This is a genomic window from Streptomyces sp. NPDC001407 (assembly GCF_042895325.1).
Taxonomy (GTDB): Bacteria; Actinomycetota; Actinomycetes; order Streptomycetales; family Streptomycetaceae; genus Streptomyces.
The window spans coordinates 124,240-145,668 of sequence record NZ_JBIAWF010000001.1; the positions used below are offsets into that span (position 1 = coordinate 124,240).

Consider the following 21,429-nt stretch of genomic DNA (forward strand, 5'->3'; position numbering starts at 1 on the left):
CTCCGGGCGCGGATCCCTTGCCGCCTGCGGCGGGCGATCCAGTGGTCCGTCCGTCGGTCCGGGTGCGCCCACCGGGGCGGGACATGAGCTTCACTCGCGTCCACGGGCCGTCCGTGGCCGGTCGCGCAGTTCCCGGCGCCCCTGTCGGGCGCACCGCGCCCCGACAGTCAGCTCAGGCCCGCCGTCCTGGCGCGCTCCACCACCGGGCCGATCGCCGCTGCCACCGCCGCGACGTCCGCCGCCGTCGACGTGTGGCCCAGCGAGAAGCGCAGCGTGCCCCGGGCCAGGGCCGTGTCCGTGCCCGTGGCGAGCACCACGTGGCTGGGCTGGGCCACGCCCGCCGTGCACGCGGAGCCCGTCGAGCACTCGATGCCCTGCGCGTCCAGGAGCAGCAGGAGGGAGTCGCCCTCGCAGCCGGGGAAGGAGAAGTGCGCGTTCGCGGGCAGCCGCCCGGCGGGGTCGGGGTCGCCGCCGAGCACCGCGTCCGGCACGGCGGCCCGTACCGCCGCGACCAGGTCGTCCCGCAGGGCCCCGACCTCACGCGCGAAGTCCGCGCGCCGCTCGGCGGCCAGCGAGCCGGCCACCGCGAAGGCGGCGACTGCGGGCACGTCGAGCGTCCCGGAGCGCACGTGCCGCTCCTGGCCGCCGCCGTGCAGCAGGGGTACGGGCGCGTACTGCCGCCCGAGCAGCAGGGCGCCGATGCCGTACGGTCCGCCGACCTTGTGGCCGCTGACCGTCATCGCGGCGAGCCCGGAGGCGGCGAAGTCCACGTCGAGCTGGCCGAACGCCTGCACCGCGTCGGCGTGCAGGGGTATGCCGAACTCGGCGGCCACGGCGGCCAGTTCGCGGACCGGCATGACCGTGCCGATCTCGTTGTTGGCCCACATCACGGTGGCGAGGGCCACGTCGTCGGGGTTGCGGGCGATCGCCTCGCGCAGCGCGTCCGCGTGCACCCGGCCGTGGGAGTCGACGGGGAGGTACTCCACGGTCGCGCCCTCGTGCTCGCCGAGCCAGTGGACGGCGTCGAGCACGGCGTGGTGCTCGACGGGGCTGGCGAGGACGCGCGTACGGGCCGGGTCGGCGGCACGGCGCGACCAGTAGAGCCCCTTGACGGCGAGGTTGTCCGCTTCGGTACCGCCCGCGGTGAACACCACTTCGCTGGGGCGCGCGCCGAGCGCCGCGGCGAGGGACTCGCGCGACTCCTCGACGGTACGGCGCGCCCGCCGCCCGGCGGCGTGCAGCGAGGAGGCGTTGCCGGTGCGGGCGAGCTGGGCGGTCATCGCCTGCACCGCCTCCGGGAGCATCGGGGTGGTGGCGGCGTGGTCGAGGTAGGCCATGGTGGGGACGATTCTACGAGGGCGCTGCGGTTGCGGTTCCCTGGGAGTGCGGATGCGTGGCGCCTGCGGCGGGCTTTGTTCCCCTACCCCGCCCCTTCCCGAAACTGGGGCTCGTGCCCCAGACCCCGGCTACCGGTCCGTTGCCGCCTGCGGCGGAGAGCGCCCTGCTGGGGGTCCCCCCGGACGAAGTCTGGGGGAGCGTCCTCAAACTCCCCCAGCTACCGCTGGGAGGTGCCCCCAACGGGCTGAAATTGCGCACCCACATCAGCCAAATCCAGCCCGTTGGGGGCACCTCTGGGGGCACCCCCGGACGGAGTCTGGGGGAGGTAGCTGGGGGAGTTTGAGGACACCGCGCGTCAGCGCGGTCCGGGGTCTGGGGCGGAGCCCCAGTTTCGGGAAGGGGCGGGGTAGGGGAAGAAAGCGCAGCCCGCCGCAGGCGGACAAACCGTCACTGCCCCCGCGGCACCAGCGCCAGTTGCCTCGACTGCGCCACCAAGCGGTCCTCGCTGTCCCAGACCTCCGCGTCCTCCTCCAGGAAGCCGCCCGCGAGGTTGCGCGTGGTGATGGAGACGCGGAGGGGGCCGAGGGCGGGGCGGCGGCGGATGTGGGCGGTGAGTTCGACCGTCGGGACCCAGCCGTTCAGGCCCATCTCGAAGGCGGTCGGCGGCAGCGCGTCCACCGCCAGCAGCAGCGAGAGCGCGTCCGCGGGCCGTCCGTCCTCCAGCCCGAACCAGGCCCGCATCTCGCCCCGTCCGCTCGGCGTGCCCGCCGCCCAGCCGGCCGTGGCGGGGTCGAGCCGGATGTCGAGGCGCCCGGAGATCTCCGGGGCCAGGCCGGCGACCGGGCCGTCCTCCTTGCCGAGGCAGTGCTCGTACGGCGGCATGGCGGGCGGCTTGGCCGTGGTGCGGATGTCGTCGGTGAGGGTGCCGAGGTCGCCGTAGGTGGCGAGGACGCGGATGCGCTCGACCTCGGTGCCGTCCCCGGCCTTCTGGACGAGGGACGCCTGCCCGGTGGAGAGCGTGCGGCCGGTGCGGATCAGCTCGGTCCGGACGACGGCGGGGCCGGGCCGGGAGGCGGAGAGGTAGTGCGCGGTGACGGAGAAGGGGTCCGGGTGCGGCAGCGCGGCACCGAGGGCGCGGCCGAGCAGGGCGAGGAGGTAGCCGCCGTTGACCGCGCCGAAGATGGTCCACCCGGCGGAGAGGTCCGTGTCGTAGTCGGCGCGCCGGCCGTCCCGCTCGCGCGGCGACAGGGCGGTGTCGCGGTCGAATTCGCTGTTGCCGATGGTTCCCAGAGCCATGGTCCGAAACTACACCGCGAAGTTACTGATGGGTAGGTCAGATCTCCTCGGCCGCCGCGCTCCTGCGGTGCCAGGCGCGCGGTGCCCGCCAGTGGAAGTGCATGGCCAGCAGCCGCAGCACGAAGGCCGTCAGCACGGGGGCGGCGCTGGTCGTGGCGTCGAGCGCGTCGAAGCGGATCAGCAGCGCGGCCATCGTCGCGCCGACCATCGCGGGCACGGCGTAGAGGTCGCGGTCCCAGCGGAGCAGCGAGGGCACCTCGTGCGCGAGTATGTCGCGCAGCACGCCGCCGCCGACCGCCGTGGCCAGGCCGAGGGTGGCGGAGGAGGTGAGGCCGAGCCCGTGCGCGTACGCCTTCATCGTGCCCGTCACGCAGAACAGCCCGAGCCCGGCGGCGTCGAAGACCCCGACGGCCTTGGTGATCCGCTCGACCTCCGGGTGCAGGAAGAAGACGATCAGCGTGGCGAACAGCGGGGTCAGGAAGTAGCCGAGGTCGGTGAAGGCCGCGGGCGGCACCGCCCCGATGATCAGGTCCCGGAACAGCCCGCCGCCCAGCGCGGTGACCTCGGCGAGCACGGCCATGCCGAAGACGTCGAAGTTCTTGCGCACGGCGAGGAGCGCGCCGGAGATCGCGAAGACGAATATCCCGGCGATGTCCAGCAGGTGCTGGACGGAGGGGCTGAACAGATCGGTGAGCACGCGACATTCTTACTCGAACGAACGCCCAACCCCCGCTCACGGCCCGCGAACCCCGGACAGGCCGGACGAACCGGCCCGTCCGGTCCCGTCCGGTCCCGTCCGGTCCGCTCAGGACGCCGCGGCCGGCTCCGGGGCGCTCTTCGGCGCGTTCTCCGGGTGGTGGCAGGCCACCCGGTGGCCGGTGGCCAGTTCGAGCAGCGGCGGCTCCTGGGTGGAGCACACCTCCGTCGCCTTCCAGCACCGTGTGTGGAAGCGGCACCCGGAGGGCGGCGAGATGGGCGACGGCACATCGCCCTTGAGCAGGATGCGCTCCCGCTTCGCGCGCCGTTTCGGGTCCGGCACCGGCACCGCGGAGAGCAGCGCCTTGGTGTACGGGTGCATCGGCTTCTCGTAGAGCGACTTGCGGTCGGTGAGCTCCACGAGCTTGCCGAGGTACATCACCGCGATCCGGTCGGAGACGTGCCGGATGACCGACAGGTCGTGGGCGATGATCACGTAGGTCAGGCCCAGTTCGTCCTGGAGGTCGTCCAGCAGGTTGACCACCTGCGCCTGGATGGACACGTCGAGGGCGGAGACGGGTTCGTCGGCGACCACGAGCTTGGGGTTGAGGGCGAGCGCGCGGGCGATGCCGATGCGCTGCCGCTGGCCGCCGGAGAACTCGTGCGGGTAGCGGTTGTAGTGCTCGGGGTTGAGGCCCACCAGCTCCAGCAGCCGCTGGACCTCCCGCTTCACCCCGCCCTCGGGCGTGACGTCCTGGAGCTTGAAGGGGGCGCCGACGATCGTGCCGACGGTGTGCCGGGGGTTCAGCGAGGAGTAGGGGTCCTGGAAGATCATCTGTATGTCGCGGCGCATCGGGCGCATCCCGGAGGCCCCGAGGTGGGTGATGTCCTTGCCCTGGAACTCGACCCTGCCGCCGGTGGGCTCCAGCAGCCGGGTGATCAGCCGGCCCATGGTCGACTTCCCGCAGCCGGACTCCCCGACCACGCCGAGGGTCTCCCCCGCGCGCACCTCGAAGCTGATCCCGTCGACCGCCTGCACCGCGCCGACCTGGCGGCGCAGCAGGCCCTTGGTGATGGGGAAGTGCTTGACCAGGCCCTCCACCTTCAGGAGGGTCTCGGCGCCCTCGGGTGCCGCCTGCTGCCCGGGGATGGTCACGTCTGGCTCCGGCACGGTGTCGTCCTTCACAGCTTGGGCGCAATCTCTTCGGTCCAGATGCGGGTCCGCTCCTCCTGGGTCATGTGGCAGGCGGAGAAGTGCCGCCCGTCGCCCTCGCCGGAGACCAGCCGCAGTTCGGGCCGTTCGGTACGGGTGATGCCGCCCTCGGGGACGTCGGCGTAGGGGCAGCGGGGGTTGAAGGCGCAGCCGGACGGCACGTTGATCAGGCTGGGCGGGGTGCCCTTGACGGGGATCAGCCGCTCGGTCTGGTCGCGGTCGATCCTCGGCATGGAGCCGAGCAGCCCCCAGGTGTAGGGGTGGCGGGGTTCGTAGAAGACCTTCTCGGCGGGGCCGCGTTCGACGCAGCGGCCGCCGTACATCACCAGGATGGTGTCGGCCAGCTCGGCGACGACCCCGAGGTCGTGGGTGATGATGATGACCGAGGAGCCGAACTCCTTCTGGAGGTCGCGGATCAGGTCGAGGATCTGGGCCTGGACGGTGACATCGAGGGCGGTCGTCGGCTCGTCGGCGATCAGCAGCTCGGGGTTGTTGACCAGCGACATCGCGATCATGGCGCGCTGGCGCATGCCGCCGGAGAACTGGTGCGGGTAGTCGTCGACGCGGCGGTGCGGTTCGGGGATGCCGACGCGGTCGAGCATCTCCACGGCGCGCTTGCGGGCGGTCTTGCGGTCGGACGTGTGGTGCACGCGGTGGGCCTCGGCGATCTGGGCGCCGACGGTGAAGTACGGGTGCATGGCCGAGAGCGGGTCCTGGAAGATCATGGCCATCTTCCGGCCGCGCAGGGTGCGCACGTGGTCGGGGTCGGCGGAGATCAGCTCCTCGCCGTCCAGCCACACCTCGCCGGAGATCCGGGCCCGCGCCGTGCGGTGCAGGCCCATGATGCCGAGCGAGGTGACGGACTTCCCGGAGCCCGATTCGCCGACGATGCCGAGCGTCTTCCCGGCCCGCACGTCGAAGCTCACGCCGTCGACGGACTTCACCAGGCCGTCGTCGGTGTCGAAGTGGATGCGCAGGTCGCGTACGGAGAGGAAGGCATCCGGGCGATCGGCCGGCGGGGTGGCGACGGGCTCGCCCACGGCCGCGTCCCCGGTCACGCGCTGTTCCTTGTCGAGCTCGCTCACGAGTACCTCACCCTGGGGTCGATGGCCGCGTAGACCAGGTCCACCAGCAGATTGCACAGGACGATGAAGAAGGCGGCGACCAGGGTCACGCCCATCACGATGGGCAGGTCGTTGTCCTGGATGCCCTTGACGGCGTATTCGCCGATGCCCTTGAACGAGAACACCGTCTCGGTGATGACCGCGCCGCCGAGCAGCAGGCCGAAGTCCATGCCGAAGATGGTGACGATCGGGGTGAGGGCGGAGCGCAGTCCGTGCTTGGCGACGACCTTGCTCTCCTTGAGGCCCTTGGCGCGGGCCGTGCGGATGTAGTCCTCGCTCATGGTCTCCAGCATCCCGGCGCGGGTGAGCCGGGCATAGAGCGCGGAGTAGAGGAAGGCGAGGCTGCACCAGGGGACCAGGAGGTTCCAGGCCCACTGCGCGGGATTGTCGGTGAAATTGGTGTAGTTGATGCCGTTGCCCCACACCGGCCACTGGACGGTGAGGACGCTCAGGGCCAGCATGCCGGTGAAGAAGATCGGCAGGGAGACGCCGGCCAGGGCCACGCCCATGAAGAAGCGGTCGAAGAAGGTGCCCCGCTTGAGCGCGGAGAGCACGCCCACGGCCACACCGGAGATCAGCCAGATCACGGCGGCGCCGATCGCCAGCGAGAGGGTGACGGGGATGCGCGAGGTCAGCTGCGGCCAGACCTCGATGTGGCTCTTGAAGGAGTAGCCGAAGCAGGGCGCGGCGCAGTGGGAGGCGTCCGGGCCGAACTTGTAGTCCGCCCCCACCACGATGGCCTTGACGAAATGCCAATATTGGGCGTAGATCGGCTGGTCGAAGCCGAGGTTCTTCTTGACCGCGGCGATCGAGTCGGGGTTGGCGTCCTTGCCGACGTACTGGGTGGCGAGTTGATCGACCGTCTGGCCCGCGATGCGGGGGACGAGGAAGAAGATCGCGAAGGTGACTGCGCTGACCACCAGCAGCAGTAGGACCGCGGCGAACAGGCGTCGGATGATGTACGCAGCCACAGCTGTGCGGCGCCGGCGGCCGCGGGCCGGAGGGTATCCGGCCCGGCGGGCGCCGGCACCTTCACCTGCCTTTCCCTGAATCTGAGGCGGGCTGGCCCGCTGCTACTTGGAGGAGCCCATCAGCAGGTAGTCGTACATGCCGAGGTAGGCCTGGGTGACCGTGACGTTGGTCGCGGACTCGGGCCGGAAGAGCAGGTTCTTGCGGTAGATGAGCGGCACCGCGGAGGCGTTGTCGACGATCATCTTGTCGATGTCGCCCCACGCCTTGGTGCGGGCGGCCGCGTCGGTGTTGCCGATGGCGTCGTTGAGCGCCTTGTTGATCTGCGGGTCGTCCAGCTCCTGGACGTTGTTGCCGCCGGAGGGCTTGATGGCCGAGCCGTTGGTGATCTGGTCGAGGAAGCCGAAGCCGGTCGGCCAGTCGGCACCCCAGGCGGTCATGATCATGCCCAGGTCATGGCTGTGGACGTAGTCCGGCACACCCACGAAGTTGGTGAAGTATTTGCCGGTCGGGAAGGTCTTGATGTTCGCCGTGATGCCGATCTTCTTCATCGACGCCTGGACCGCGGTGGCCATGGCCATCTCCGCCGGGCGGTCGGAGCGGGCCGTCAGGTTGGTCGTGAAGCCGTTCGGCTGACCGCACTGCTTGAGCTCGTCCTTGGCCTTGCTGATGTCACCGGCGCTGTTCGGCGTCTCGTAGAGGTTGAACTTCGAGTAGCCGTTGACGGTCGGCGGCAGCAGGGTCGAGGCGACGTCACCCTTGGGGTCGCCGCCCTGGGCCTGCTGGACCGACGCCTTGTCGATGCCCCACTGGACCGCCTTGCGGCAGTGGATGTTGTCGAACGGCTTCACGTGCACGTTCAGACCGATGTACGAGCTGGCTCCGGCGTACGAACTGTCCGTCTGCTTCTTGTACTTGCCGCTCAGGACCTTCGGCTGGGTCTGCGGGGCGACGCCGGTGCCGGCCGCGTCGGCCGTCAGGCTGTCGTTGAGCAGGCTGTTGTCGATGGTCGGCTGGAGGATCTTGAACTTGATCGAGATCTTGTCCGGGAGGGCCGGGCGGATCGAGTCCGTCTTCTTGTCCCACTGCGGGTTGCGCACCAGCGTCGCGCTCTTGCCCTCCTCGTACGAGGAGAACTTGTACGGCCCGGAGGAGACGATGTGCTTGACGTAATCGGCGCCCTTGTCCGCCTTCTGCGGCACGGGGGCGGTCTGCGAGAAGGTCGCGAGGTAGTCGAAGTCCGCGAAGGCGTCCTTGAGATGGAAGACGATCGTCTGGTCGTCCGGCGTCTCGATGGACTTCAGCCCGTCGGGTGAGGTGTCCTTGTACGGGCCCTCGTACTTGTCGCCGCCCTCCAGGTGCGCCTTGAAGTACGTCGGGCCGTTGGACAGCGCGGCCGGCGCGAAGTTGCTGCGCTCGATGGCGTATTTGACGTCCTTCGAGGTGACCGCCGTGCCGTCCTCGTACTTCACGCCCGCGCGCAGCTTGTACGTCCAGGTCTTGGCGTCCGGGCTCGGCTTGCCCAGGGACTCGGCGAGGTCGGGGACGACCTCCAGGCCCTCCTTGCCGGCGGCGGGCTTGAAGCTGGTGAGCGTGCGGCCGTAGAGGCGGGAGAAGTTCTGCACCCAGCCGTAGTAGGTGTTGCCCGGGTCGAGCGAGTCGGGCACGTCCGAGACCTCGTAGGTGGCCGTGCCGCCCTTCTTGTCGCTCTTGTTGACGATCGAGGAGAGGGCGGCGTCGGCGACCGCGTTCTTGTCCCCGCCACCCTTGCCGCCGCCATCGCTCTTCGAACTGCTGCACGCGGACGCCCCCAGCGTCAGCACCACGGCGGTCGCGAGCACCGCCGTCGCTTTTCTTGTCTTCACCTGAGGAAAACCCCCTCTGTCGATGGTTGTGGCGCGGTGGACGGAAGGTCGCCGCGGATCACTTGCTGCGCGGGTCGAGGGCGTCACGCAGCCCGTCGCCCAGCAGGTTGAATGCCAGCACCGTGATGAAGATGGCGAGGCCTGGCACGAACATGTACTGCGGATCGGCCTGGTAGAGGTCCGTCGCGCTGGTGAGCATGCCGCCCCAGGACGCCTGCGGCGGGGCGATACCGACGCCGAGGAAGCTGAGCGCGGCCTCGAAGAGGATGTTCGTCGGGATGAGCAGGGTCGAGTAGACGAGGATCGGCGCCACCAGGTTGGGCAGCAGCTCCCGGAAGAGGATGAAGGGGCCGCGTGCGCCGAGGCTGCGGGACGCCTCGACGAACTCCCGTTCCCGGAGGCTGAGCGTCTGGGCCCGCACGATGCGGCCCATGTAGGGCCAGTTGAAGAAGCCGATCACGAAGATCAGCACACAGATGCGCAGCGGGAGGCCCGAGAGGCCGAACGCCCCGTCCTGGAGGGCCGCCGAGATGGAGATCGCGAACAGCAGCAGCGGGAAGGCCAGGAAGGTGTCCATCATCCGGCTGATGACGCTGTCCACCCAGCCGCCGTAGAAGCCCGCGACGACCCCGAGCACGGTGCCGATCACCACGGAGAGCAGGGTGGCTCCGGTGGCGACGATCAGGGAGACCCAGGAGCCCTCGATGACGCGGGCCAGGATGTCGCGCCCGTACTGCGGGTCGACGCCCAGGGGATGCTCCCAGCTCATCCCGCCGAACCCGCCCTTGGGGGCGAGGAGTTCGGGGTCGATGAGGTCCTGGTGGAACTGATTGGGATCGAGCCCGAAGACCGACTCGATCGGCTTGGCCAGCACGGCGAGCAGGATCAGCAGCACCACCACGACGCCGCCGGCGACGGCGACCTTGTCGCGCTTGAAGCGGATCCAGGCGATCTGGGTGAGCGAACGCCCCTCGATCTGGCTCTTCTTGGCCCCGGCGAGGACGGCCTCCGGCTGCGCCCCGGCAGCCGCCCCGGTGGTCTCGATAGGTGCGGTCACAGTGCCTTTGACCCCTCTCGGCCGGGGGTGACCGGCCCACGCCCGCCGCTGAAGGCGGCTTGGATCTCACATGTACACGTGCAGACTGGTGCAATTGGTACCGGTGGAGCGGAAGGTCACAAAAGAGGGCTCGTACGCAGGAGCGACGTCCCTTGGAGCGGGAGTCTTCAACGCGGTTGCGATCACCCGCCAGCCCTGGCCGGGAATGGATGCGCAACCGTGATCTGACCAGTCGGCTTCCGTTATCCGAACGCCGGGGGTCAGTGAGCGGTCGACTGTCTGCCGGGCAGCAACTCGTGCCGCCTACAAGCATATTGGGGCGGGCGCGGAACGGACCCGCTCGGTACGCCCGCGGGTCAGTACGCCTGCGGGGCGGCGCCCTGCGCGTAACCGGCCGGAGGATAGCCGTATCCCCCGCCCGCGGGCGGCACCACGTCACGGTCGAAGAAGGGGCGGGTGTTGGCCCGCATCCACATCGCGACCGGGTCGTGCTCGTCCGACATCGCCACCGTGGACACCGGCAGCCCCTCGGGCACCGCGCCGACCGACTGACGCATCATCGACCGCACGGACTCCACGGCGGCCTGCGAGCTGTCGTACAGATCGAGGCCGATGGCGAGATAGGGGGTGCCCAGCGCGGGCTGCACCCAGGCGCGGCGCAGCGCCCGCACGGCGGGGGTGCGGTGGGCGTTCTGCCCGAGCAGGGCGTAGAACTGCGGGAGCTCCAGGGAGGGCTCACAGAGCCGCAGCGGTCCGGCGGGCAGCCGGTCCAGGCCCGTCGCGATGCGCCGCAGGTCCAGCCAGGGCACGCCGACGCCGCCGCCGGGGGCGTGCGGGTTGAGCCACAGGCCCCAGCGGTCGGGGTAGAGCGAGCCCGCGACGGCACGGCCCGGGACGACGGCGTGGGCGCGGTTCCAGCCGCTGGCGGCGAGCTCCTGGGCGGAGGTGACGCACGGGGCGTAGCCGAGGCCGTCGACCTCCATGTTGCCGTACTGCGCGTCGGGCGAGCCCGCCTGGCCGTGCCAGAGCAGCATCCAGACACTGCCCTCGGCCAGTGCCTGGAGCAGCGCCTCGTACGTGTCGTACCGACCGGGCGCCACTTGGCGCAGCATCTGCTCCACGCCGCTCTCCGCGCCCGCGCTCACCTGGGTCCGCCTCTTTCCTCGGCCGTCTCCCGGCCGCCCACTCCGTTGCCCCGGGGCGCGGCAGCGCCCCCGGTCCGGTCATCCAACCAGCTTACGAGCCCGCGGCGGCGGGCACGGGAGGAGTCACAGGTCACGGTCGTAGAACGGGCGCAACCGCGCCGACATCCAGTCACCGACCGGATCCCGCGCCACGTCGAGGAAGACGAGCTGCACGGGCCAGGCCACGGGCGCCGTGCCGAGCGCCCGGCCGAGGGCGTCCAGGACGGCGGTGCGGCTGCCGGGGTCGGGCAGGTCGAGCTCGACGCCGATGAACAGCGCCGGGTCGCCGCCCTCGACGCTGGCCAGCGTCCGGCGCGCGGTCCGCACGACCTTGGCGGCCGCGAACTCCAGCCCGGCGGCGGCCAGGAAGGCGGTGGGCTCCTCCTGCCAGTCCGGCTCGAAGAGCCGCACCCGGCCGCCGGTGGCGTCGCCGTCGAGGGCCGTGCGGCCGGCCCGGCACAGCTCGGCGACGGCGGGCGGCGGCAGCGGCGCGCCGATGGCGCCCTCGGGGTTGACCGCGATGCCGACCTGCGGGGGCAGGCCACGGGCGAACTCGACGGCGGGCGCCACGGTGAAGGACATCCGGTCGCCGACGACGCGCAGGAACTCCGCCTCGGAGCTGAACACCGGTACGTAGGCGGCGCCGTCCAGCTCCAGGGTGGGGATGTCGAGGCCGGGGCTGTCGGGCCCGCCGCCGCTGGGCAGCGGCACCCACAGGTGGCTGCGGCCGAGCACCTCGACGATGCGGGCACCGGCGCCGGGCACGCTCAGGGAGGCGGCGAGCACCGCTTCGAGTTCATTGGCGGGCCAGCCCTCGGGGAGGCCCCCAAGGGGGGCACCGGCCGGGGCCGCGGGCCGACCGTACTGCTCGGGGATGCTCATCTCGTCCAACTCGCCCAACGCCGTCCAACCACCGTATCGACAAAGCCGCAACCGAACCCTAACGGCTGCGCCCCCGTCCGCTCCCGTCGGCTGCCGGAATCGGCACCGATGTCCCAGGTCAGGATGGACCGGGGCGGAAGCAGGGGGCGCATCGGGGGATGACTGTTCCCCCATCGCTCCCCTACCGCTCCCCCACCGATCTCTCACCGGGAACGACGCTCGCGGCAGGCATCGGGTTGCACAGGAACACCGCCCGTCACACGGCGCCGTCACACGGCAGTGCCGGTCAGCCGAACGAGATCCGGTCGAGGCCGTCGGCGGTCCGCCGGGAGAGCAGCACCACCGATGCCACGCCGCGCGGCACCTCCCCGGCGGCCGCCCCGGCGAGCAGGCGGGCCATCGCCCGCCGGTGGCCGCGGAACGCGTGGGCCGAGACGCCCCGGCCCCGCGCCCGCTGGCCCGCCAGCGCCGTCCTCGCGCCCACGTCCAGCACCACCAGGTGCACCCCGGCCCCGCGCCGCCGCGCGGCGCGCACGGACCAGCGCCGCACCCAGCCCCGCTCCCCGCAGTCGTGCACGACGACGCTCGCCCCGGAGCGCAACGCCCGCCGCAGGGCGGCGTAGTGGAGGGCCCGCGCGACCGGGCGGTAGACGCCGTACGGCAGCCGGGGCGGCGTGCGCCGCTCCAGCCGCTCGCGGGAGTCCTGCGAATCGACGCACCAGACGACCTCGCCCGCGCCGTCCAGGGCGGGCACCACCCGCCGCATCAGGGTGGACTTGCCGCTGCCGGGCAGCCCGGAGACGATCACCAGATCCCCGGCCGAGCAGCGCAGCTCCGCGCACGCCGGGCCGCCGCGCAGGTCGACGACGCCCGACGGCGGCCCGAGCGCCTGCCGTTCGGGCGGCGCGGACCCCGCCCGCTCCGCCTCCGTACTTCGCGTCCGCACCCCGATCGCCCTCCCCCGTGCCGTGCCTGCCCCGTACCCGTGAAATGTAAAGAAAAGGTAATCCAATTGAGAGGCCGGTGGGCAGTCCCTCACGCGCCGGTCCGTGCAATGATGTGCGCGCCAACTGCGTACCCAACTGCATACCGGCCGCTCGAATCCACGCGGGAGAGTTCCAGCCACCGAGCTGGGCGCCGAAGGAGCAAGTTCCTCCCTTGAATCTCTCAGGCCCCGTACCGCGTGGGCGAGGCAGATCTGAAAAGCGGGCCGCCCGTGCGGTCCCACCCAAGGTGCAAGCCGAGGACGCGCTCGTCGCCGACCGCTCCCGGTGAACCTCTCAGGTTCCGATGACAGATGGGGAGGACGTCCTCACTGCCATGCCTGGGAGCCCACACCATGACCGTTGCCCCTCGCCGAACGGCCCTCGACGCGCTGCACCGCGCGCTGGGCGCCACGATGACCGATTTCGCCGGCTGGGACATGCCCCTGCGTTACGGCAGCGAGCGCGACGAGCACGTCGCCGTGCGCACGCGCGCCGGTCTCTTCGACCTCTCCCACATGGGCGAGATCACCCTCACCGGCCCCGGGGCGGGCCAGGCGCTCGACCACGCGCTGGTCGGCAACCTCTCCGCGCTGGCCGTCGGCCGCGCCCGCTACACCATGATCTGCGCCGCCGACGGCGGCATCCTGGACGACCTGATCGTCTACCGCCTCGCCGACGCGGAGTACATGGTCGTCGCCAACGCCTCCAACGCCCAGGTGGTGCTGGACGCGCTGACCGAGCGCGCCGCCGGTTTCGAGGCCGAGGTCCGCGACGACCGTGAGAACTACGCGCTGCTCGCCGTCCAGGGTCCTGAGTCTCCCGGCATCCTGAAGTCTTTGACGGACGCCGACCTCGACGGCCTCAAGTACTACGCGGGCCTGCCGGGCACCGTGGCGGGCGTGCCGGCGCTGATCGCCCGCACCGGCTACACCGGCGAGGACGGCTTCGAGCTCTTCGTCGCCCCGGCCGACGCCGAGAAGCTCTGGCAGGCGCTGACCGACGCGGGCGCCGGGGCGGGCCTCGTGCCGTGCGGCCTCTCCTGCCGCGACACGCTGCGTCTGGAGGCGGGCATGCCGCTCTACGGGCACGAGCTGACGACCGCCACCACGCCCTTCGACGCGGGCCTGGGCCGGGTCGTGAAGTTCGACAAGGAGGGCGACTTCGTGGGCCGGGAGGCGCTCGCGGCCGCCGCCGAGCGCGCGGAGAGCGCCCCGCCGCGCAAGCTGGTCGGCCTGATCGCGACGGGTCGCCGGGTGCCGCGCGCCGGATATCCGGTGGTCTCCGGCGGCGAGGTCATCGGCGAGGTCACCTCCGGTGCACCCTCGCCCACGCTCGGCAAGCCGATCGCCATCGCGTATGTCGACGCCGCGCACTCCACGCCCGGTACAAATGACGTATCTGTGGACATTCGCGGCAGCCACGAGCCCTACGAGGTCGTCGCCCTGCCCTTCTACAAGCGGCAGCGCTGACCCCTTCCGGTCCCGTTCCCGTCTCACCTGTCAATACCCGTTGCACAAGCACCCTCGCGCATCCAGGAGAATCAAGCCATGAGCAACCCCCAGCAGCTGCGCTTCAGCAAGGAGCACGAGTGGCTGTCGGCCGTCGACGAGAACGGCGTGGCGACGGTCGGCATCACCGAGTTCGCGGCCAACGCGCTCGGTGACGTGGTCTACGCCCAGCTCCCGGAGGTCGGCGACGCGGTCACCGCGGGCGAGACCTGTGGCGAGCTGGAGTCGACCAAGTCGGTCAGCGACCTGTTCTCCCCGGTGAGCGGCGAGGTCGTCGACGCGAACCAGGACGTCCAGGACGACCCCTCGCTGGTGAACTCCGCCCCCTTCACGGGCGGCTGGCTGTTCAAGGTGAAGATCACGGACGAGCCGGCGGACCTGATGTCCGCCGACGAGTACACCGCCTTCGCCGGCTGATCCCGCCCCACCCTCCTCCCGCCCAGGAAGTCCAGGAAGAACTCATGTCGCTTCTGAACAGCTCCCTCCATGAGCTCGACCCCGACGTCGCCGCCGCTGTCGACGCCGAACTCCACCGCCAGCAGTCCACCCTGGAGATGATCGCGTCGGAGAACTTCGCTCCGGTCGCCGTCATGGAGGCCCAGGGCTCCGTCCTCACCAACAAGTACGCCGAGGGCTACCCGGGCCGCCGCTACTACGGTGGCTGCGAGCACGTCGACGTCGTCGAGCAGATCGCCATCGACCGGATCAAGGCGCTCTTCGGCGCCGAGCACGCGAACGTCCAGCCGCACTCCGGTGCGCAGGCGAACGCGGCCGCGATGTTCGCGCTGCTCAACCCCGGCGACACCATCCTGGGCCTGAACCTCGCCCACGGCGGGCACCTGACCCACGGCATGAAGATCAACTTCTCCGGCAAGCTCTACAACGTGGTCGCGTACCACGTCGACGAGGCGACCAACCTGGTCGACATGGACGAGGTCGAGCGCCTCGCCAAGGAGCACCGCCCGAAGCTGATCGTCGCCGGCTGGTCGGCCTACCCGCGCCAGCTGGACTTCGCGGCCTTCCGCCGGATCGCGGACGAGGTCGGCGCCTACCTGATGGTCGACATGGCCCACTTCGCGGGTCTCGTCGCCGCCGGGCTGCACCCCTCCCCGGTGCCGCACGCGCACGTCGTCACCACGACCACGCACAAGACGCTGGGCGGCCCCCGCGGTGGTGTGATCCTCTCCACGGCCGAGCTGGCCAAGAAGATCAACTCCGCCGTCTTCCCCGGTCAGCAGGGTGGTCCGCTGGAGCACGTGATCGCCGCGAAGGCCGTCTCCTTCAAGGTCGCGGCGAGCGAGGAGTTCAAGGAGCGCCAGCAGCGTACGCTGGAAGGCGCGAAGATCCTGGCCGAGCGCCTGGTGCAGGCCGACGTCGCCGAGGTGGGCGTCTCCGTCCTCTCCGGCGGCACGGACGTGCACCTGGTGCTGGTGGACCTCCGCAACTCCCAGCTGGACGGCCAGCAGGCCGAGGACCGCCTCCACGAGGTCGGGATCACGGTCAACCGCAACGCCATCCCGAACGACCCGCGGCCCCCGATGGTCACCTCGGGTCTGCGGATCGGCACCCCGGCGCTGGCCACCCGCGGCTTCCAGGCGGAGGACTTCCGCGAGGTCGCGGACATCATCGCCGAGGCGCTGAAGCCGTCCTACGACGTGGAGTCGCTGCGCTCCCGCGTCACGGCCCTGGCGGACAAGCACCCGCTGTACGCCGGCCTGAAGTAACCGAGCAGTACCCGATTCACCCGCTGGTACGGGGCACTGGGCACACTGGAAGGTGAGCCCGGTGCCCCGCACCACGTGGCGGGAGACCGGATCACTCACGTGCACCCCGTGTGCACCGACCGTGGCCCGGCCGCCCGCGACATACCCGTACCACCGACCCGAGGGAGCGCCACCGTGGCCATCTCCGTTTTCGATCTCTTCTCGATCGGCATAGGCCCGTCCAGCTCCCACACGGTCGGCCCGATGCGGGCCGCGCTGATGTTCACGCGGCGGCTGAAGAACGAGGGCCTGCTGGCCCACACCACCTCCGTGCGCGCCGAGCTCTTCGGCTCGCTGGGCGCCACCGGCCACGGCCACGGCACCCCGAAGGCCGTGCTGCTGGGCCTGGAGGGCCACTCCCCCCGCACCGTCGACGTGGAGAGGGCGGACGACGAGGTCGAGCGCATCCGCTCCTCGAAGCGGCTGCGGCTGCTCGGCGCGGAGATCGGCTCGACCCACGAGATCGACTTCGACGAGTCGACCCAGCTGATCCTGCACCGCCGCCGCTCCCTGCCGTACCACGCCAACGGCATGACCCTCTTCGCCTACGACGAGGCCGGCGCGCCCCTGCTGGAGAAGACGTATTACTCGGTGGGCGGCGGCTTCGTCGTGGACGAGGACGCGGTCGGCGAGGACCGGATCGTCCTGGACGACACCGTGCTGAAGTACCCCTTCCGCACGGGCGACGAGCTGCTGCGGATGTCCCGCGAGACGGGCCTGTCGATCTCCGCCCTGATGCTGGAGAACGAGAAGGCCTGGCGCACGGAGAGCGAGATCCGCGAGGGCCTGCTGGAGATCTGGCGCGTCATGCAGGCGTGCGTCTCCCGCGGCATGTCCCGCGAGGGCATCCTCCCCGGCGGCCTCAAGGTGCGCCGCCGCGCGGCCAACTCGGCCCGCCAGCTGCGCGCCGAGGGCGACCCGCAGGCCCGCGCGATGGAGTGGATCACGATCTACGCCATGGCCGTCAACGAGGAGAACGCCGCGGGCGGCCGCGTCGTGACCGCCCCCACCAACGGCGCCGCGGGCATCATCCCGGCCGTGCTGCACTACTACATGAACTTCGTGCCCGGCGCGGACGAGGACGGCATCGTCCGCTTCCTGCTCGCCGCGGGCGCGATCGGCATGCTCTTCAAGGAGAACGCCTCGATCTCCGGCGCCGAGGTCGGCTGCCAGGGCGAGGTCGGCTCCGCCTGCTCGATGGCCTCCGGCGGCCTCGCCGAGGTCCTCGGCGGCTCGCCCGAGCAGGTCGAGAACGCGGCCGAGATCGGCATGGAGCACAACCTGGGCCTGACCTGCGACCCGGTCGGCGGCCTGGTGCAGATCCCCTGCATCGAGCGCAACGGCATGGCCGCCGCCAAGGCCGTCACCGCCGCCCGCATGGCCCTGCGCGGCGACGGCCGCCACCACGTCTCCCTCGACAAGGTCATCAAGACCATGAAGGAGACGGGCGCGGACATGAAGGTCAAGTACAAGGAGACGGCCCGCGGCGGCCTCGCGGTCAACGTCATCGAGTGCTGAACCGGCGCGCCCCACTGGGGGATCATGGCCGGAAACAGCGCGCCACTGTGTGACCTCCGTCAGTAAGGTCGGCTCCTCGTTCCGTTCCCCCGCGAGGAGCCCCAGCCATGCGCCACCACGCCCGCGCCACTGCCGCGATCCTCGGCGCCCTCACCGCCGCCTTCGGCCTCGCGGCGCCCTCCGCCGTCGCCGCGCCCGTGCCGGTTCCCTCGTCGGCCGTACTGCTGCACAACGGCGCGTACGGCGGCTGTCTGACGGCGGAGGGTTCCGGCTACCGCGATCCGCGGGGCGCGGCGCGGCCCAGGCTGGTGGCGCTTCAGGCGTGCGACGCGGCCGCGCCGGCCCGGCAGTCCTGGCTGTACAGCGCGACCACGCGGCAGTTCTCGTCGGTCGCCGAGCCGTACCACTGCATCGACCTGAAGGGCTCGCTGCTGGTCACCGCGCTGTGCGACGCGGGGGCGCCGGAGCAGCGGTTCCGCACCGCTCCGGCCGGGCGGGGCGGCCTGCGCAAGGTGGCGTCCGAGACCGACGGCCGGATCTGGGCGCAGGATTCGCGCCGTGCGGGCGGGGCCCGGACGGCGGCGGGCGAGGGGGTGCGGCCGGTGCGTGACGGGGCCGCGCTGCGGGCGGACCGGAGCTGGGCGCTGACGGCGGTCTGAGCCGCGTTGTCAGTGGTGGCGCGTACGCTTCCCAGCATGAGTTACGCAGACCTGCGCGAACTCCAGAGCGCGCTCAGCACCGCCTCGGACATCGCCTTCGCCCTCGACGCCGCCCCGGCCCCCCATGAGGCCGACCAGCTTCTCGACGCCCTGCGCCGGGCGTTGACCGCGGCCGGTGCCCTGGGGGCCGGGCTGGGCGCGACGGCGTGCGCGGAGCACCCCAAGGGGCCCGTGGACCCGCTGTACGGCGACAAGGACGACCCGCTGCCGCCGGGCTGGGGCCGGTGCCTGTTGTGCAACGACCGCAGGCGGCGGGCCAGTGCGCAGCGCAGGGGCTGGCGCTGACCCGCCGGGAGCCGTGCGCGGGCCGGGTCAGCCGTTGAGGGAGGCCCAGAACTCCTCGAAGGACAGCACGCCGTCGCCGTTGGCGTCCTTCTTGTTGATGATGGCCTGGGCCACGGTCTCGGTGACGTTGAAGTCGCCGAGCTGAGCCATCACGCTCTTGTACTCGGCGGCGGTGATCAGACCGTCCCCATTGGCGTCGAACCGGTCGAAAGTCTTGCGCGCCTCGGCCTTGCGCGCTTCGTTGTCGGCCATGTGGGCCTCCCCTTGTGTGCTGGTGTGACCGGCAAAGATTAGCCGCCGCTGATCACCAGGCCGATATAGCGGTCCCAGTCCCAGTGCGGCCCGGGGTCGGTGTGGGTGGAGCCGGGCACTTCGACGTGGCCGATGATGTGGTCGCGGGTCCGCGGAATGCCGTAGCGGGCGCAGACGGCGGCGGCGAGCCGGGCCGAGGAGCGGTACATCGCGTCGGTGAAGTATTCGGGGCGGTCGATCCAGCCCTCGTGCTCGATGCCGATGCTGCGGGTGTTGTAGTCCCAGTTGCCGGCGTGCCAGGCGATGTCCTTCTCGCGGACGAACTGGCCGATGTAGCCGTCCGCGGAGGCGACCATGTAGTGCGCCGAGACCCGGGCCGCGGGGTCCTGGAAGATCCTCATCGCGTCGCCGAAGGTCTCCTGGGTCACATGGATCACGAGGAAGTCGACGGGGTGGGCGGCGGGGCGGCTGGAGACGGTCCAGTTGGCGCTGTCGGCCGGTATCCAGTGGGTGGGGGGATAGGGAGTGGTCGCGGTCTCTTCGTCCATGGGGGGGGGCTCCCGGATAGCGGGCACACCGGTCGGCAGCCCGGCGGGGACATGACACTCCGAAACGGCCCGGTACGCAAGGACCGACATGGCACCGTCGAACCGACACGAACTGGCGCGCATAAAAATAGGAGTTACCGCTGGTTCATTCATGGAATTCAAGGCGGGTGTCACAACTCACCTTTGATTAACGAGAAGTCCATCCAGAATTGCCCGAATCTGCCCCGATAGCCGCTTTGGCCGACACGCGGCTGTCTGCCATAGTCGGTGGCACGACCCCCATTGACCCGGGCCAGGTCGTTCTTTCCGGCCGCGGAACACACCCCTTCCTCCGCGGCCGCACGCAGAGGCCCCCGGCCCGTCGCATACCGACGCACGGGGGCCTCCGCGTTTTCCTCACGCGTGCGAGACAGCGCCGTTCGGGACTGCACGTCCGGGGCCGCGCGTACGAGCCGTACGCCCAGCGGTCGCCGCACCCATGACGGCGCGCGCTCACCGGTCCGCGCTCAGCGGTCCGCGACCCTCATCTCGAACCAGGTCGTCTTGCCGCGCGCCAGCAGGTCCACGCCCCAGCGGTCCGAGAGCTTGTCGACCAGGAAGAGCCCGCGCCCGCTCGTGTCGAGCTCGTGCACCGGCATCAGACACGGCAGCCCGCGGGAGGGGTCGCGCACCTCGATCCGCAGCCAGCCGCGGCGGCGCAGCATCCGCAGCCCGAAGCAGCGCGCCCCGGTGTGCCGGACGGCGTTGCCCACGAGCTCGGAAACCAGCAGCACGGCGTGCTCGGCGAGCTGGGCGGAGAGGCCCCAGTGCCGCAGGACGACGCACTGGGTCAGCCGCCGGGCGGCGATCGCCGACTCCGGGCGGGAGGGCAGCTGGACTTCGCCGAGCGTGGGGTCGCCGAACAGATCGAGCGCCTTGAGCGCCAGTTCATCCTCTACGGACGGCATCCAGCGCACAGCGGCCGTGCCACTTCGCTGCCGCGGCTGATCCGTTCCTTCCAGGCCCGCCATGCACCCCATCATGGCCGCCGTAAAGACGCCGTGGGCTGGAACCAAGGGATTCGCCGGAGCGGAATCCGGTGCTCCAACGCCCCTCGGCGACATATGCCATGGGCAGCCAGTCACCCAGAAAATGCGGACTGACCTGCGGTGACCCCGGGTGCACAGATGATCGCTCAGCGCATGGAACAAGGTCATTTCGACGGGTTCGCACACCTCGCGGAATTCCCCCACAAGGGGCAACCACCCGCCATGCCGGCCGGGCGTGCCGGGACAACGGCGAAGGGGCCGCCGACCGTTCGGCAGCCCCCGCACCGCGCACGTCCAACGCGTCGCCTTTCAGACGAACTTGGCCTTACCGGGCCCGTCCTCGACGAAGCTGCGCATCCCGATCTCCCGGTCCTCGGTGGCGAACAGCCCCGCGAACCAGTTGCGTTCGATCGCGAGCCCGGTGTCGATGTCGGTCTCCAGGCCGGTGTCCACGGCCTCCTTCGCCGCGCGCAGCGCGAGCGCGGGACCGGCGGCCAGCTTCGCGGCCCACGCGTGCGCCTGCTCGTAGACCTCCCCGGCCGGCACGACCCGGTCGACGAGGCCGAGTTCCAGCGCCTCGGGGGCCTTCACCTGACGGCCGGTGAAGATGAGGTCCTTGGCCTTGGACGGGCCGACGAGCCGGGCCAGCCGCTGGGTGCCGCCCGCGCCGGGGATCAGGCCGAGCAGGATCTCCGGCTGGCCGAGCTTGGCGTTGTCGGCGGCGATGCGGAAGTCGGCGCAGAGCGCGAGCTCGCAGCCGCCGCCGAGCGCGTAGCCGGTGACGGCGGCGACGACGGGCTTGGGGATGCGGGCGACGGCGGTGAAGGCGTCCTGGAGGCCACGGGAGCGGGCCACCATGGCCGCGTGGTCCATCTTCTGCATCTCCTTGATGTCCGCGCCGGCCGCGAACACCTTCTCCCCGCCCCACAGCACGACGGCCCGGACGTCCGTGCGGTGGGTCGCCTCCTCCGCGAGCTCGCGGAGCCGGTCCTGGGTGGCGATGTCGAGCGCGTTCATGGGCGGACGGTCGAGCCGGATGGTCCCGACGCCCTCGGCGGCCTCAAGATGCACAGTCATGACAGCAGGTTAGCTTCAGGGCCTGGCGGGGTCTGCCCCGCGAAGTGGCCGGACAGCGAGCGGCCCGGTGCACTTGGTCACACAGTGCACCGGGCCGCCCGGCCGTCAGGGAGAGGGGGCG

The 21,429-nt window shown here is 71.1% G+C and carries 21 protein-coding genes and 1 riboswitch; of the genes, 6 read left to right on the plus strand and 15 right to left on the minus strand.

Annotated elements, in window-relative coordinates:
- Positions 1 to 167: 167 nt before the first annotated feature.
- The 11 genes from ACFY1P_RS00575 to ACFY1P_RS00625 all read right to left on the minus strand — a co-directional run bounded on the left by ACFY1P_RS00575 (position 168) and on the right by ACFY1P_RS00625 (position 12,570).
- Entirely contained in the window at positions 168 to 1,337 is a 1,170-nt protein-coding gene (locus ACFY1P_RS00575; protein ID WP_361531230.1) for a cysteine desulfurase family protein, read from the minus strand.
- A 448-nt stretch (positions 1,338 to 1,785) separates the two neighbouring features.
- On the minus strand, positions 1,786 to 2,634 hold the full coding sequence (locus tag ACFY1P_RS00580) for a thioesterase family protein (RefSeq protein WP_390749253.1): 849 nt from the start codon (positions 2,632 to 2,634) through the stop codon (positions 1,786 to 1,788).
- Between the two features lie 37 nt (positions 2,635 to 2,671).
- Positions 2,672 to 3,331: a trimeric intracellular cation channel family protein gene (locus tag ACFY1P_RS00585; protein WP_361531224.1), complete on the minus strand. Its 660-nt coding sequence runs from the start codon at positions 3,329 to 3,331 to the stop codon at positions 2,672 to 2,674.
- 108 nt (positions 3,332 to 3,439) lie between these two features.
- Positions 3,440 to 4,501 (minus strand): ABC transporter ATP-binding protein, encoded by a 1,062-nt coding sequence (locus ACFY1P_RS00590; RefSeq protein ID WP_390749254.1) that lies wholly within the window; start codon positions 4,499 to 4,501, stop codon positions 3,440 to 3,442.
- 11 nt (positions 4,502 to 4,512) lie between these two features.
- Positions 4,513 to 5,628, minus strand: coding sequence for an ABC transporter ATP-binding protein (locus ACFY1P_RS00595; protein ID WP_390749255.1), 1,116 nt, complete (start codon positions 5,626 to 5,628; stop codon positions 4,513 to 4,515).
- Complete coding sequence (locus tag ACFY1P_RS00600) at positions 5,625 to 6,638, minus strand: ABC transporter permease (RefSeq protein WP_361531218.1); 1,014 nt, start codon at positions 6,636 to 6,638, stop codon at positions 5,625 to 5,627. The genes ACFY1P_RS00595 and ACFY1P_RS00600 overlap by 4 nt, the downstream gene beginning before the upstream one ends.
- Positions 6,639 to 6,740: 102 nt before the next feature.
- Positions 6,741 to 8,501, minus strand: a complete 1,761-nt coding sequence (locus ACFY1P_RS00605; RefSeq protein ID WP_390749256.1) for an ABC transporter substrate-binding protein — start codon at positions 8,499 to 8,501, stop codon at positions 6,741 to 6,743.
- Between the two features lie 58 nt (positions 8,502 to 8,559).
- The gene (locus ACFY1P_RS00610) at positions 8,560 to 9,558 is read right to left on the minus strand and encodes an ABC transporter permease (protein WP_361531212.1); all 999 of its coding nucleotides are present in this window, start codon (positions 9,556 to 9,558) and stop codon (positions 8,560 to 8,562) included.
- 356 nt (positions 9,559 to 9,914) lie between these two features.
- Entirely contained in the window at positions 9,915 to 10,670 is a 756-nt protein-coding gene (locus ACFY1P_RS00615) for an enhanced serine sensitivity protein SseB C-terminal domain-containing protein (RefSeq protein ID WP_361531242.1), read from the minus strand.
- Between the two features lie 156 nt (positions 10,671 to 10,826).
- Positions 10,827 to 11,624, minus strand: coding sequence for an enhanced serine sensitivity protein SseB (locus ACFY1P_RS00620; protein WP_390749538.1), 798 nt, complete (start codon positions 11,622 to 11,624; stop codon positions 10,827 to 10,829).
- A 286-nt stretch (positions 11,625 to 11,910) separates the two neighbouring features.
- A complete protein-coding gene (locus ACFY1P_RS00625; protein WP_390749257.1) occupies positions 11,911 to 12,570 on the minus strand; it encodes an AAA family ATPase in 660 nt (219 codons plus the stop codon).
- A gap of 152 nt (positions 12,571 to 12,722) precedes the next feature.
- Positions 12,723 to 12,816: riboswitch (glycine riboswitch) on the plus strand.
- Positions 12,817 to 12,963: 147 nt separating this feature from the next.
- On the opposite strand from ACFY1P_RS00625, the gene gcvT reads away from it, so the two are divergent.
- The 6 genes from gcvT (at position 12,964) to ACFY1P_RS00655 (ending at position 18,403) form a co-directional block, all read left to right on the plus strand.
- A complete protein-coding gene (gene gcvT / locus ACFY1P_RS00630; RefSeq protein WP_361531855.1) occupies positions 12,964 to 14,079 on the plus strand; it encodes a glycine cleavage system aminomethyltransferase GcvT in 1,116 nt (371 codons plus the stop codon).
- 78 nt (positions 14,080 to 14,157) lie between these two features.
- A complete protein-coding gene (gene gcvH / locus ACFY1P_RS00635) occupies positions 14,158 to 14,535 on the plus strand; it encodes a glycine cleavage system protein GcvH (protein WP_361531858.1) in 378 nt (125 codons plus the stop codon).
- 44 nt (positions 14,536 to 14,579) lie between these two features.
- Positions 14,580 to 15,842, plus strand: coding sequence for a serine hydroxymethyltransferase (gene glyA, locus ACFY1P_RS00640; protein ID WP_361531860.1), 1,263 nt, complete (start codon positions 14,580 to 14,582; stop codon positions 15,840 to 15,842).
- Between the two features lie 174 nt (positions 15,843 to 16,016).
- Positions 16,017 to 17,399, plus strand: a complete 1,383-nt coding sequence (locus ACFY1P_RS00645; protein WP_361531862.1) for an L-serine ammonia-lyase — start codon at positions 16,017 to 16,019, stop codon at positions 17,397 to 17,399.
- A 107-nt stretch (positions 17,400 to 17,506) separates the two neighbouring features.
- Positions 17,507 to 18,058 carry a hypothetical protein gene (locus ACFY1P_RS00650; protein ID WP_390749258.1) on the plus strand — a complete coding sequence of 184 codons (552 nt, stop codon included), beginning with the start codon at positions 17,507 to 17,509 and terminating at the stop codon, positions 18,056 to 18,058.
- 36 nt (positions 18,059 to 18,094) lie between these two features.
- Positions 18,095 to 18,403 (plus strand): hypothetical protein, encoded by a 309-nt coding sequence (locus ACFY1P_RS00655; RefSeq protein WP_361531868.1) that lies wholly within the window; start codon positions 18,095 to 18,097, stop codon positions 18,401 to 18,403.
- Between the two features lie 27 nt (positions 18,404 to 18,430).
- Here the strand turns inward: ACFY1P_RS00655 and ACFY1P_RS00660 are convergent, their stop codons facing one another.
- The 4 genes from ACFY1P_RS00660 to ACFY1P_RS00675 all read right to left on the minus strand — a co-directional run bounded on the left by ACFY1P_RS00660 (position 18,431) and on the right by ACFY1P_RS00675 (position 21,308).
- Positions 18,431 to 18,655: an EF-hand domain-containing protein gene (locus ACFY1P_RS00660; protein WP_361531871.1), complete on the minus strand. Its 225-nt coding sequence runs from the start codon at positions 18,653 to 18,655 to the stop codon at positions 18,431 to 18,433.
- A gap of 38 nt (positions 18,656 to 18,693) precedes the next feature.
- Positions 18,694 to 19,203 carry a peptidoglycan recognition family protein gene (locus ACFY1P_RS00665; RefSeq protein WP_361531874.1) on the minus strand — a complete coding sequence of 170 codons (510 nt, stop codon included), beginning with the start codon at positions 19,201 to 19,203 and terminating at the stop codon, positions 18,694 to 18,696.
- A gap of 506 nt (positions 19,204 to 19,709) precedes the next feature.
- Positions 19,710 to 20,213, minus strand: coding sequence for an ATP-binding protein (locus tag ACFY1P_RS00670; protein WP_361531877.1), 504 nt, complete (start codon positions 20,211 to 20,213; stop codon positions 19,710 to 19,712).
- A 327-nt stretch (positions 20,214 to 20,540) separates the two neighbouring features.
- Complete coding sequence (locus tag ACFY1P_RS00675) at positions 20,541 to 21,308, minus strand: enoyl-CoA hydratase-related protein (protein ID WP_361531880.1); 768 nt, start codon at positions 21,306 to 21,308, stop codon at positions 20,541 to 20,543.
- Between the last annotated feature and the right edge of the window lie 121 nt (positions 21,309 to 21,429).